15 protein-coding genes are annotated in these 12248 nt (G+C 60.5%); 6 read left to right on the top strand and 9 right to left on the bottom strand.

Annotation, left to right across the window (positions count from 1 at the left end; translation table 11 throughout):
• Positions 1 to 144 precede the first annotated feature (144 nt).
• Positions 145 to 1068: a phytanoyl-CoA dioxygenase family protein gene (locus ACQ7C1_RS28990; protein WP_430960776.1), complete on the bottom strand. Its 924-nt coding sequence runs from the start codon at positions 1066 to 1068 to the stop codon at positions 145 to 147.
• Between the two features lie 93 nt (positions 1069 to 1161).
• On the opposite strand from ACQ7C1_RS28990, the gene ACQ7C1_RS28995 reads away from it, so the two are divergent.
• The 4 genes from ACQ7C1_RS28995 (at position 1162) to ACQ7C1_RS29010 (ending at position 4191) form a co-directional block, all read left to right on the top strand.
• Positions 1162 to 1983: an AraC family transcriptional regulator gene (locus ACQ7C1_RS28995; protein ID WP_430960777.1), complete on the top strand. Its 822-nt coding sequence runs from the start codon at positions 1162 to 1164 to the stop codon at positions 1981 to 1983.
• A gap of 140 nt (positions 1984 to 2123) precedes the next feature.
• Positions 2124 to 2495 (top strand): hypothetical protein, encoded by a 372-nt coding sequence (locus ACQ7C1_RS29000; protein ID WP_430960778.1) that lies wholly within the window; start codon positions 2124 to 2126, stop codon positions 2493 to 2495.
• A gap of 168 nt (positions 2496 to 2663) precedes the next feature.
• On the top strand, positions 2664 to 3170 hold the full coding sequence (locus ACQ7C1_RS29005; protein ID WP_430960779.1) for a GNAT family N-acetyltransferase: 507 nt from the start codon (positions 2664 to 2666) through the stop codon (positions 3168 to 3170).
• Positions 3171 to 3252: 82 nt separating this feature from the next.
• Entirely contained in the window at positions 3253 to 4191 is a 939-nt protein-coding gene (locus ACQ7C1_RS29010) for an ornithine cyclodeaminase family protein (protein ID WP_430960780.1), read from the top strand.
• Positions 4192 to 4213: 22 nt separating this feature from the next.
• Here ACQ7C1_RS29010 and dapB read toward each other — a convergent pair whose 3' ends face one another.
• Positions 4214 to 5002: a 4-hydroxy-tetrahydrodipicolinate reductase gene (gene dapB / locus ACQ7C1_RS29015; RefSeq protein WP_430960781.1), complete on the bottom strand. Its 789-nt coding sequence runs from the start codon at positions 5000 to 5002 to the stop codon at positions 4214 to 4216.
• A gap of 144 nt (positions 5003 to 5146) precedes the next feature.
• Complete coding sequence (locus tag ACQ7C1_RS29020; RefSeq protein ID WP_430960782.1) at positions 5147 to 5362, bottom strand: hypothetical protein; 216 nt, start codon at positions 5360 to 5362, stop codon at positions 5147 to 5149.
• A 161-nt stretch (positions 5363 to 5523) separates the two neighbouring features.
• Between ACQ7C1_RS29020 and ACQ7C1_RS29025 the strand changes: the two genes are divergently transcribed.
• Positions 5524 to 5997, top strand: a complete 474-nt coding sequence (locus tag ACQ7C1_RS29025) for a VOC family protein (protein WP_430960783.1) — start codon at positions 5524 to 5526, stop codon at positions 5995 to 5997.
• Between the two features lie 39 nt (positions 5998 to 6036).
• Here the strand turns inward: ACQ7C1_RS29025 and ACQ7C1_RS29030 are convergent, their stop codons facing one another.
• The 3 genes from ACQ7C1_RS29030 to ACQ7C1_RS29040 all read right to left on the bottom strand — a co-directional run bounded on the left by ACQ7C1_RS29030 (position 6037) and on the right by ACQ7C1_RS29040 (position 9712).
• On the bottom strand, positions 6037 to 6438 hold the full coding sequence (locus tag ACQ7C1_RS29030; RefSeq protein WP_097600055.1) for a GFA family protein: 402 nt from the start codon (positions 6436 to 6438) through the stop codon (positions 6037 to 6039).
• A gap of 497 nt (positions 6439 to 6935) precedes the next feature.
• Entirely contained in the window at positions 6936 to 7712 is a 777-nt protein-coding gene (locus ACQ7C1_RS29035) for a phosphodiester glycosidase family protein (protein ID WP_430960809.1), read from the bottom strand.
• Positions 7713 to 8497: 785 nt separating this feature from the next.
• Complete coding sequence (locus tag ACQ7C1_RS29040; protein WP_430960784.1) at positions 8498 to 9712, bottom strand: argininosuccinate synthase; 1215 nt, start codon at positions 9710 to 9712, stop codon at positions 8498 to 8500.
• A 125-nt stretch (positions 9713 to 9837) separates the two neighbouring features.
• On the opposite strand from ACQ7C1_RS29040, the gene ACQ7C1_RS29045 reads away from it, so the two are divergent.
• The gene (locus ACQ7C1_RS29045) at positions 9838 to 10305 is read left to right on the top strand and encodes an Lrp/AsnC family transcriptional regulator (RefSeq protein ID WP_430960785.1); all 468 of its coding nucleotides are present in this window, start codon (positions 9838 to 9840) and stop codon (positions 10303 to 10305) included.
• Positions 10306 to 10419: 114 nt separating this feature from the next.
• Here ACQ7C1_RS29045 and ACQ7C1_RS29050 read toward each other — a convergent pair whose 3' ends face one another.
• The 3 genes from ACQ7C1_RS29050 to ACQ7C1_RS29060 all read right to left on the bottom strand — a co-directional run bounded on the left by ACQ7C1_RS29050 (position 10420) and on the right by ACQ7C1_RS29060 (position 12099).
• Positions 10420 to 10779, bottom strand: coding sequence for a hypothetical protein (locus tag ACQ7C1_RS29050; protein WP_430960787.1), 360 nt, complete (start codon positions 10777 to 10779; stop codon positions 10420 to 10422).
• A gap of 85 nt (positions 10780 to 10864) precedes the next feature.
• Positions 10865 to 11596, bottom strand: coding sequence for an SDR family oxidoreductase (locus ACQ7C1_RS29055; RefSeq protein ID WP_430960788.1), 732 nt, complete (start codon positions 11594 to 11596; stop codon positions 10865 to 10867).
• 23 nt (positions 11597 to 11619) lie between these two features.
• Positions 11620 to 12099, bottom strand: coding sequence for a VOC family protein (locus ACQ7C1_RS29060; RefSeq protein ID WP_430960789.1), 480 nt, complete (start codon positions 12097 to 12099; stop codon positions 11620 to 11622).
• Positions 12100 to 12248 lie beyond the last annotated feature (149 nt).

Here is a 12248-nt window from a genome sequence, read left to right on the forward strand (position 1 = left end):
CCCGCCCGTCACTGGGGGCCGCCTCCAGGCAAGCTGCCGGCGCCGGCAAGTCTATCCGATATCGCCGTCGCTGTCTTGGTTCGCGAAGAATTGATCCAGGCGGGTTTGGCTTCGGCTGAAGCGTTGCGGCGCGGAGCCAAAGGCTTACAGCATATCCCCAAGGCTCCAGTGGTTGCTCCAGCGGGCGTCGATTTCGTCGTCGACGTTCTGGTAGCGGATGTCGGTGGAGAGGCGCAGCCGCCGGGTGCGGTCTTCGTTATTGGTGGCGGCGTGGATCATGTAGGGGGAGTGCAGCACGACGTCGCCAGCCTTGTAATTGGCGGCGAGCCAGCGGGCGTTGAAGCGCTCGGCCATATCAGGCAGGTCCTTGGAGATCCAGCCGCCTTCGGCCATGTGACTGTTATAGGCGCTGATCCGCTCTTCCGGCGAGAGAGTGCCGCTGTTCGCCTGGAATTCCGCCTCCATCCTGCGGCCGAGCGCATGCGAGCCTTCGAGATATACGAGGCCGCCCATTTCGGCAGGGGTGTCGCCGATTGGGATCCAGGCGGTGACGAGCCGGCTGGTGCCGCCGCGGAGATAGACGAGGTCGTAATGGGCGGGGGTCGCCATCGCCGTGCCGGGTTGGACATAGCGCATCAGCTTGCGTTTATGGAGATAGGAGATGCCCTGGAGAAAGGCGTCCATGAAGCGAACGAGTTTCGGTTGGGCGCAGAAACCTTCATAGGCTGCGGAGCGGACGAGCGACATCATCATGCGGTTGGCAAGGTTCCAGTCGACGCTCCCAACGGCAGCGATGCCGAGCGCAAGATCGTAGCCCGGGGCCAGCAGGCCGGTATCGGCGAGGCGGGCGAAGACCCAGCGGCGGAAATCGATCACTTCGGCGCGCGGCAGCAGGCCCTTCAGCCAGACATAACCATCCTCCTCATAGCGGCGGCGGATGGCCCGGATTCCTATGGCAGGATCGGTCTGCGTCAGCAGGCCGAGTCTTTCTGCAGGGATCGTCTTGCCATGGGCGGCGAGGGGCGATTGCATCACTTCCACCCCGGCGGCGTTCGCGACAATTGACATTTCATTCACCCTGGCTTTGACTTATCTGCCTTTAGCTTGCTGGTTGAGTGGGTTGATCGCCATGGAGGAAAGCTGCAGCTGGATTTTTCGCTCATGAGAGAAGCCGAGGCCATCTATCGATCTCCCCTTGCCGCGGCCGGCGGGCTTGCTGTGACGGGCAGCGGCAGGCAGCATGCGCGCCATGCCGTGAAGGACAGGAGGCTGCCGAACTTTGCGGCCGTGCTGGTGGAGCGCGGGCGGGGGTTTCTCGAAACCGCGGCGGGCGGGCGCCAACCCGTGGAGGGGCCGGCGCTCTTCTGGTTGTTTCCGAACCGCCCGCATTCCTATGGGCCTGACGAAGCTGGATGGGACGAGCGCTGGGCCCTGTTTGAAGGTTCGTTCACGCGGGATTTCGTGCGGATGCGGCTGATTGGCGAGCGTCATCCCCTCGTGACGCTGCGCCATATCGAGGAGGTGGTGCGGCTCTTCGCGCGGCTGCATGCCGATCTCGTCGACGACAGCCATCTAGGACAGGCCTCGGCGGCATTGGCGCTCCATCGCATCGTCATCACCGCCGCGCGGCAGGCGAGCGCTGCCGCAGGTCGCGAAGGCGAGGGTGCGTCCGCCGATCTCGTCGAGACGCTGCGGGGCAGGGCGCTGCAGCCGCTCGACCTTGCCTCGTTTGCCTCCGAGCACGGCATGTCGCCGGCCACGCTGCGGCGTAAATTCATAGCCGAAACGGGCATGCCGCCAAAGGACTTCCAGCTTCGAGCGCGTATGGACCAGGCCAAGCAACTGCTCGCCATGTCAGACGAGAAGATCGAAACCATCGCAGCCATGGTCGGTATCGAAGACCCGTTCTATTTCTCTCGCGTCTTTCGTGAGCGCGAGGGCTGCAGCCCCCGTGAATTCCGGACGCGATATAAGCGAGGTTGAGCTGTTGCAGTATGGATCGCGGTCTTTGCTGCGATCTTGAACAAATCAAGCATTACGTGAAGAGAAAGACGATTTTCTCCAATAAATGTTGATTTTATGCCGGCTGTTTTCAAAATTTTCTAAGGATCTGCTGAAATCTATTGCCTTCTTTCGAAGTATCCATCAATGATGTACGAAATATTATTCGCGCTGCTGTCAAGGCCGCTCTGTCGATCAGCGAGGGATATGCACTGAAATATTTCATTCTCTATGCGCTCGTGTGCTCGGCAGTCGGGATAATTCTTCTCGTCGTCTTCCATCGGATTGCACCGGTTCAGATGGAGAGACCTGGCGATCAAACGGCCTTCGAACCGGATGATCTGGTCGTGCGGTCGACCCGCGAACCAACGACAGACCAGCCCGCCATGCGGCCTCCCAACCAATGGGATCTGCGGCTTGGCAATCAGCCGGAGGCGCAGCCCGATCAATCAGGCGTGCGCAAAGGCGGCCGGGTGGGAACGCCGGCGCAGTAGGTAGAGTTGGCGCTGCCATTCGGGCGCGGCCTTTAACTCGCATCGAAAAATTGTAGAACTGATAGATTCACAGGCTCTCAGGATGAGGCTCTCTTGTGCTCGCGCTTCCGGGTTGCATCCACTGCAGCCGGCTGCGATGACATATCTCCGATATTCCGGGAGGTGGCGATGGATGCAGGCGGCGTGGCGATCAGGCTCATAGGTGCAGATGAGGTGGAGGCTTTTCGGCGTATCCGCCTGGAAGCGCTCCGCGCCGAGCCGTCCTCCTTTGCCAGCCGTTACGAAGACTGGGAAGTTCTGTCTCTGCAGGAGTGGCGCGATCGGCTCAGCGAGCCGGTTTTCATTGCCTTTCAGGAAGGCGAGCCCGTCGGCATCATGGGCTTGTTTCGGCAGCGGTCGAGCAAGATGGCCCACCGCGCTACGATCGTCATGGTCTATGTCCGCGCCAAGCTGCGCGGAACGGGCCTTGCCGTCAAACTGCTGGAGGCGATTTCCGATCACGCGCGCAATATCGGCATCCGTCAATTGGAACTCTTCGTCAGCGCCGAAAATTCGGCGGCGATACGGTTCTACCAGCGGCAAGGTTTTGCCGAGATCGGCCGTGTCCCCGGCGGCGTGCTGGAGGATGGCCGGGAGATCGACGATGTGATGATGGCGCGGCGGCTGATGGGTTAGGCCGTCGCGGCGCGGCGGGCCATCGGCCTCTTGACCTCAAGCGGGGTTGGGGTTTCAGGATGCCGCTGAATCGGAGGTTGCCGTGATGAAAATCCTGATGGACAAGGATATTGACGATAGCGGGTTGATGGCGGTCGCGATCAACGCGCTGGAGACCGCCTTCCATGCCAGGGCCGCCAACCGGTTGATCTCGCCGCCGAGGCATCATGTGTCGTTTCCTTATCGAGGCGATCTCGTATTTACCATTGGCGGTATCATGGGCGAGAAGCCGCTCGCGGGTTTTCGCGTCTACGACACATTCGATGGGGCTGAGCATGCGCAGATCGTCGCCGTATGGTCGGCCGACGACGCCAGGCTCAAAGGGATCGTTCTCGGATCGCTCTTGGGAAGCCTCAGGACTGGCGCGATCGGAGGTTTGGCGATCCGGCATCTCGGCGCGCCTGACGCCAAAATCGTCGGCATCATCGGCAGCGGAGCGCAGGCGCGAACCCAGCTTGCAGCGGCTGCCGCCGTTCGCAACCTCGATCACGCCCGCGTTTACAGCCGCGATGAGAAAAATCGTGCTGCCTTTGCAAGCGAGATGCAGCTCGCCCTGGGTCTTAAGGTGGAGCCTGTCGACAGCGTCTCGAAAGCCGTTGATGAGGCCGATATCGTCATCTGCGCGACGACAAGCCAAACCCCCGTCCTCCATGCGGGCGATTTAAAGGCCGGCGCGCACGTCAACACTGTCGGCCCGAAAACGCTTCACGGATACGAACTCGGCTTGGATGTCGCAAACGCGGCGGCCGTGATCGCGACGGATTCTCCCGATCAGGCGCGCGCATACCAATCGCCCTTTTTCCTGACAGGCTCCGGCAGCGACAGCCGCCTGGTCGATCTCGCCGACATCATTGCGGGGAAAGCGGCAGGGCGGAGATCGCCCGAAGAGATAACCCTGTTCTGCTCCGTAGGCCTTGCCGGAACTGAAGTCGTCGTCGCCGCGGCGGTGCTCGATAGAATGGGGTGTCGGTGTAGACTTTGAGTCAAAGACCCCTCTGTTCATACTATCTATTCGCGCCTTCTGCCGTCAGGCCCAGCACATCCCGCATGCCATATTCGCCGGGCGCGCGCCCTGCGATCCAGCGGGCGGCGGCAAGCGCGCCGCGGGCGAACATAGTGCGATCGAAAGCCGAATGCGACAGCCTCACGACTTCCTCGGCGGCGGCGAACAGGACGCTGTGTTCTCCGACGATCCCGCCGGCGCGCAGGACGGCAAAGCCGATCTCGCCGGGCGGTCGCTCGCCGGCGACGCCGTCGCGCCCACGCCGCTCGACGGACGCCAGGGAAACGCCGCGGCCCTCGGCGGCCGCTTCACCGAGCATCAGCGCCGTACCGGACGGCGCATCGATCTTCCTGTTGTGGTGGGCTTCGAGGATTTCGATATCCCAGTCATGCGCGGGAAGAGCGCGCGCCGCCTGGGCGACGAGGCCGACCAGCATGTTGACGCCGATGGAGAAGTTGCCGGAGCGCAGGATCGGAATCGTTTGGGCGGCGGCCGCGATCCTTTGGATATCATCGGGCTCGAAACCTGTCGCTCCAATCACCAGGGCCGGCCCGCCTGCCGAGGCACAGAGGCCGGCGAGTTCGGCGGCGGCATTTCCCGTCGTGAAATCCAGGATCACGTCGGCGGCTGCAATTGCGGCCGCACGGTCGATCAACCCTTCACCGGCAGAGCCGGGGCGGCCGATGCCGCCGATGACGACAAAAGCCGGATCGGCCGCGAGCAGCGGCAGTATGGTGCGACCCATGCGGCCGTTCGCGCCGGCGACGGCTATTTTGACAGGGGAGGTCACGTGTTTTCCTTGGCTGGAATATTTACAATGGAGCGGCCGCTTGCATCCGGGGTTCGCGCCGGAACGCCATTCTGGACCTACCGCAATTGCGCTGCCGACGTAAAGCAGGGGATTTGTTGCCACCGTCCCTGTGAACGACTGGCCTTACCAGTTGCCGGGATCGGCGGTGTGGTCGATGCTGGCGAATTCATCAGCCTTGTTCCGGTCGAGATTTACCTCCGTGGTCACCTTCGTCTCGTCGGTGACCGAGTACCGGTCAGGGACAGGCCCCTTCGAAAGTTCCTGGTACAGAAGCAAGGCGGCCTCCTCGGCGGTATCGGCCTCGATCTGGCGGGTGAGGGTAACGGTGAACTTGTGCATGGCTTCGGACCTTTCAATCGCGCGCAGATGCAGTTTGCACTGTGACACGCTTTTGCGGCGAAGGCACAAGGCCTTCGCCGAAATAACATGCATGGGCTGGAGAAAGGCGATTTTCTTCTTATTTCAGTAGAAATCGCAAACCAAGAGGGAAGGACCGCGCAATGGCGAAAAACACGATATGCCTATGGTACAACAAAGACGCTGAGGATGCTGCCCGCTTTTATGCTGCGACTTTTCCCGACAGCACGGTTGGTGCTGTCACTCGTGCGCCGGGGGAATATCCTGCCGGTAAGGAGGGAGACGTTCTGGTTGTTGAATTCACCGTCGCAGGTATCCCTTGCATCGGTCTGAACGGCGGCCCTGCAATCAAACACAGTGAAGCCTTCTCGTTTCAGATCGCAACGGAGGATCAGGAAGAAACCGATCGCTACTGGAACGCCATCGTCGGTAATGGCGGCCAGGAAAGCGAGTGTGGCTGGTGCAAGGACAAATGGGGTTTGTCCTGGCAGATCACCCCGCGCGTCCTCTCGGAAGCACTCTCTGCGGGTGGTGATCAGGCAAAGCGTGCTTTTGACGCGATGATGACGATGAGAAAGATCGATGTTGCGGCGATCGAGGCGGCTCGGCGCGGCTGAGGCGCCGCCGCCCGCGCGAGGCCGACAGATGTCGAGCTGTCAGAACCAGAGATCGCGTACGCAGCGCCCGTCGGAGGGAAGATCTTTGAATGTGTCGAGCCCGTCGAAATGATCGATGGGGAGATCGGCGACGAGTTCCGGCGGTGCAAGCCGCATGTTGACCGCCATGCGGCGGCGGCCATTCTTTTGCAGGCGCAGACCGCGCCAGCTCAAGACGCAGGCACAGGATGGGCAGAACAAGATCTCAAGCGACGACGCTGCCCTGCCGGACCGGGTATAAGAGGCGGTCTGGCCGAAAAGGGTGATCCGCTCTCCTTCGTAATCATAGGCCCAGAGCGTGCCGTAGCGTCGGCAGAGGGTGCAGTTGCAGGCGGTGATCGATCCCGGATCGCCTTCGAGGGTCCAGCCCGTCTTGCCGCAATGACATGAGCCCGTCAGCATGAGCGCTCGGATCCACTTCCCCGTTCAACGGCTGCATCCTGCCTCAATCGTGCAACGACCGCAATTGGCGCTTCGATCGCTCGGCCGCTGCCTTTCACGGGCCTGTGGCCGTTCCGAGGGGTGGTCATCGCCATGGCGCTGACGTCGATGGCGGTGAAGCAGTCAATCTGACAATCATCTGGGGCATTCGGCGACCATCCACGGCGTAACGACTGGAGGCTTCATTCCCGAAGACAATCGAGTAACCATCGCCGGCTCGCCTGAAGGCTGACCGAATGACCTATGGCGGCAACAAGGCCTCTCCTCGAAAGACCTCTGCCCTATAGGGCGAAGTGCCCGCGGGCGGAAATCCGGTCCTGCGAACGCGTCCTCGATCAGCCGGTGGATGGAATATGTCCGAGCGATCACTACGGGATCATGGTCGATATCGACTCCGGTCAAATGCAAGGGCCGGCTAACGGCGCTGTGGGTCTCGATAAAGGCCGAATTCGTCGTGCCTATTCCACAAGCCCGAAGATCGGGCCATAGCCGCCATGCCAGGACCAATCGTTGCGGTCTAATGCTGGATAGTAAAGCCCAACACCTCGTCCGCCATCGAGAAACAAGGCGTCAGGGCATTGCAGTCGGTCGCGGAAGAGCCGTGCGAAATCGTGGAAATTGACCCCGTCTTCGCTGATTGCGAAGCGAACCGCGCCACCCGCGCAGACGCCGACCCCGCTTCGGCGGGTCCGGTCTGTCGAGCCGGGGATGAAGATCGGGTTCAGCTTGCCGGCGATGACGAGCATTGGGCCGGACTGCGTTGCGAACCGCACCTTGAGGGCACGCCTCAGAAATTCATCGGTCGGAAGTATGTCGGCGCCCGTTTCACCAAGAAAGAACACGCCGTTCGGTTTCTTGTAGAAATTCGGCACCTGACCGGGGGGGCTTCCGGCCCCTGCGGTATTGGCGGATTTCAATTCCCTGGCGTTTTCGACATATAGTCCCATCGGCGAAAAATCGGCCCGGTACATTCCGGCATTGATGGCCAAGGCCAACGTTTTCCCCTCGGCGCGAACGGCTTCGGCCAAGCGTGAAAAAGCGCGGTATGGTTGGCCATCGGCGCCCTTCCAGAACAGGCGCAGGTCGGCTTTTCCTGCTTCCAGCGTGCAAACGACGTACGCCGCCTGGTCGAAAGTTTCCTGTTCGCATGGCTCTGCATGCGCCTGAGGCAGGAATGTCATCATTGTCGCCAGCATCATGGCCGCGGCGAGCATGGCTTGTTTGAGATAGGGCATCGGTATCAGAATAGTCATGACGAGATATGATTTCCTATCGTGCGGCCGCAGCGCCGGGTTTTTCATCGCCATCGGCGACGGCCAGAATAGGAATTTTCACCGGTACAGCAACGATTGTCAGCCGGGATGAGTATCCAAGATTTCTCGTGAAACGCGTCCTGCCTCCTTCTTCTGCTGGAACGAAACAATAGCGTCATGCTCTTCTTCTCCCGTTGGCAGAAGAAGTGGATCAGACCGATGAGGGGGGAAGGACTCTCAGCGGCAAAACGGCTCCATCATCAGAACCCAGGCACCCGGCAAAGGTGGGAACATTCAATCCTACCAGGCGGTACGGGCGGTGCCGAGTGCTGTTGTATGAGAGGATGAGACGTGGGCGACGTGCGCCTTGAGCGATACGACGCAGTTTCCCGGAAAGCTAAGTTTGTGCGCCGTCAAGTGCTTCAGGAGCGCTTCTGCGTCTCGCTTCTCGGTCAACGGAAATGTCACAGTCATGCGGGTTCCTCAACGAACATACTGAGCATCTGCGGAAATTAATGGTTAATTTCTCTTGCGCCGCAACAAGAAAATTTGAATGATAAAATTAAAATCGATTAGCTTTTGGTGGGGTTTTTTAAAATCGTTTGAATTAGCTTCCTCGGTTTCCCGTGGATCGGACAGTAGTTCGGCCGGGCGAGCGAGATCCGCATAGTGCGCTCCAACAAGCACTCAAAGCGTTAGGAGCAATGCCTTCGATGAATGCATTGGTGGATGCTGAGAGATGGCGCTGCCGAGTTAAGATCAGCCGCTCACCGTGTATTGCGGACAGCCCAATTCCTGAGCCGCAGTCCATTGAGCTTGATGAAGCCTTCGGCATCATGATGATCATAAGCGATGGAACTTTCCTCGAAGGTGACGAGGTCGGCGCTATAGAGGGAGCAAGGCGAGTTGCGGGAGATGACCGAGGCGCTTCCCTTGTAGAGCCTGACTGTCACTTCGCCGCTGACGAAGGCCTGGCTTCGGTCTATCAGCGCCTGCAGCATCTCCCGCTCGGGCGCGAACCAGAAGCCGTTATAGATCAGCTCGGCGTAGCGCGGCATGATCTCATCCTTCAAATGTGCAGCGGCGCGATCGAGCGTGATCGATTCAATCCCGCGATGCGCCGCAAGCAGGATCGTTCCTCCCGGCGTCTCATACACGCCCCTCGACTTCATGCCGACGAAGCGGTTTTCGACCAGATCGAGCCGCCCCACGCCATGCCGGCCGCCGAGGCCATTGAGTTCGGCGAGCAATGTTGCCGGCGTCAGCGCTTGGCCGTTCAGGGAAACCGGGTCGCCGCTTTCGAAGCCGATGGTGATGGTCTCCGTGGTATCGGGGGCGTCGAGCGGATCGATCGTGCGCTGGTAGACATAAGCGGGCGCGATCGCTGCTGGATCTTCGAGGATCTTGCCTTCGGTCGAGGTGTGCAGCAGGTTGGCATCGGTCGAGAACGGCGCCTCGCCGCGCTTGTCGCTCGGCACCGGGATTCGATGCTTTTCGGCATATTCCAGAAGCTGGGTGCGGGAGCGAATGTTCCATTGGCGCCAGGGAGCGATGACCTCGATCGACGGATCGAGCGCATTGACGGCCAGCTCGAATCGGATTTGGTCGTTGCCCTTGCCTGTCGCGCCATGGGCAACGGCATCAGCGCCGACCTGCCGGGCTATGGCGACAAGATGTTTGGCAATTAGCGGCCGGGCAATCGAACTGCCGAGCAGATACTGACCCTCGTAGAGTGTGTTGGCCCGCAGCATCGGAAAGACAAAGTCGCGGACGAATTCCTCACGCAGGTCGACGATGCGGACATCCTTGACCCCGGACATCGCCGCCTTCGCCCGCGCCGGCTCGAGCTCTTCGTCCCGCCCGAGATCGGCGGTGAAGGTCACGACCTCGCATCCGTAAGTCTCCTGCAACCATTTGAGGATGATTGAGGTATCCAGCCCGCCCGAATAAGCGAGTACGATTTTCTCTATCTTTGTTGCCATCAGCCATCTCCACATCAACTGCGTGGAACGATAGGCTAAGTCGTGTGCAATGAGCTTGCGAAATATTCCGGAAATTGCGAGAGATTGGCATCTTACGCCACAATCGCGCGTCAAATGGGATATAAATGCCAGATCTTCTGGATGCGATCGACCGCCATATTCTCCGCGTCCTTCAGCGCGACGGGCGCATTTCGAATGTCGAGCTGGCTCGGGAGGTGGGGCTTTCGCCCTCGCCCTGCCTGCGCCGCGTTCGGTTGCTGGAAGAGGCCGGGATCATCGATCGCTACGTCGCTGTGCTGGATCCGGCAAAGGTGGGGGCGGGGCTGACGGTTTTTGCCCGCGTGTGGTTCAAGACCCAGGATGCCGAGGTCACGCTGCGGTTTGCCGAAGCGGTCAGGCGGTTTCCGGAGGTGATGGAGTGCTACCTGACGGCGGGGGAGTGCGATGCCGTGCTTCGGATCGTCACTGCCGATCTGCACAGCTACTGGCGTTTTCAGGCCGACCATCTGACGCGCATTCCGAGCGTCCTCAATGTCAAGACCGATGTGCCGATGGAAACACTGAAGCGGAGCTTCGAGCTGCCGTTGCGCTAGCGCCGTTTATGCATTCCGCCTTCCGAGCCATAAAGCCGCCGAGGTGGCCAGCCCGTCCTTCGAGGAGAGCCATCGGAGGTTCGACTGAAGAAAAGGCAGCAGATGACGGCTGACTTAGCGTCTGCCCGGAGGAGGGTGTCGGTCTCGCGCCAGCCAGGTCAGGCCTGTTACGAGGGGCAGGATCATTGCGGCATGGGTGATATAATCAAGCGTCGTCTGTGGGCCGATTCCGACCGCAATGGTGAAGGTGCCGAGGAGGGCGAAGGATTGGGCAGAGATCGCGGCTGCCCGGCTCCATGGCCGGTAGAGGACGAGCGAAATCAGGCCGAGCAGCAGGGCGGCCGCGGTTACTGCTTCGGCGATCATTGCCTGTCGATGTTCGTGGTCTTCGAGAATGAAGCCGGCATGGGCAAGCGAGGCAAGGGCATAGAGGCAGGTCTCGATAAGAAATAGGATCAGGAAGGCTGAATGCATGACGTGGCTCCCTTGCGGCTTGGGAGGGGTCGGGCCTTACGCAGATCGCTAGCGCAAAACCAATGCAGATTGTGCGCGACATGCTTTAGATCAATCTCTGTCCGCCATCCACGTGAATCGTCTCGCCCGTCATGAAATCACTCTCCATGAGATAGATATAGGCGCCGGCGACGTCGGCGGGGGTGGCGATGCGGCCTGCCGGCAGGCGAGCGGCCATTTCTCTCATGTAAGCGGACTTGTCGTTTCCGACGAGGATATCCCACATTGGCGTGTCCACCCAACCCGGAGAGACGACATTGACTCTCGAGGGCGCAAGTTCCAGAGCGAGGGCATGGGCGAGGTGGCCGAACGATCCGGCGACCGCCGCTACGACCGCGCCTGCAGGCACCGGCGGCCGGTCCTTATTGATGCCCGAAGTGATTGTCATTGAGCCGCCGGGTTTCAGATATGGCGAAGCGTGTTTGGCAAGTGCCACGGTGCCGATCAGCTTGTTGGCAACGAAGCGCCCGATGACGTCGATATCGACGGCGCCAATCGGCGCGCCCGGCGGCGGCGTGCCGGCGGTCGTGACGAGATGGTCGAATTCACCGAACTCCTCGAACAGGCGGGAGAGATCCGATTCCCTTTCGAGGTCGGCGGCAAAGCTTCGCAGACCGCGAGGCCGGCCGAGCCTTTCTTCCGCAGCCTGCAGTTTCTCCGGCGAGCGTCCCGCGATGACGACGTTGGCGCCGCGTTCGAGCGTAGCTGCAGCAACGCCGAAGCCGATGCCGGAACTGCCGCCGAAGATGATGATGGTTTGTCCTTTGAGCGAGGTCATGGGTGCTCTCTGTTCCTGATGGGTTAGCCGGCGTAGGCCGCTTCAAGATCGGCGACGATGATCTTGCGCATCTTGTACATGGCCTGGAGCGCGCGCTCGGCCTTCTCGCGGTCGGGATCGCCGATGAGGCGCAGTGTGATCTCGGGGACGATCTGCCAATTGACGCCGAACTTATCGCGCAGCCACCCGCAGGCCCGCTCCGCACCGCCGCCCGAGGTTAGTGCCTGCCAATAATAATCGGTTTCGGCCTGGTCCTTGGTCTCGATGAAGAACGAGACCGCGTCGTTGAAGCTGTCAGCAGGGCCGGCGTTGAATGCCCTGAACCGCGTCCCTTCAAGCGCGAAGTCATAGATTCCGATCGGAACGGTGCGGTTCGTTCCTGAGACCCAGTCCGGAACCTCCGTCGAGCCGAGCTTTTTCGCGTTGCTGAAGACGGAGAGATAAAACTCCCGAGCCTGTTCGGCCTGGGTATTGAACCAGAGGAAAGGGAAAATCGTTGCCATCGCCGTTTGCTCCGAACATTTTCATCTTGCACAGTTGATTGGAAGTCACAGATTGCCTTGTCGCGCCGAGGCAGGAGAGGCATGGCGCTTATCTAGAAGATATGGAGCGAATGGCTGGACGACAAACGAGTTTTCGGCCATGATTTGTG

It is taken from the genome of Rhizobium sp. Nf11,1 (assembly GCF_050587665.1).
Classification (GTDB): Bacteria; Pseudomonadota; Alphaproteobacteria; order Rhizobiales; family Rhizobiaceae; genus Rhizobium.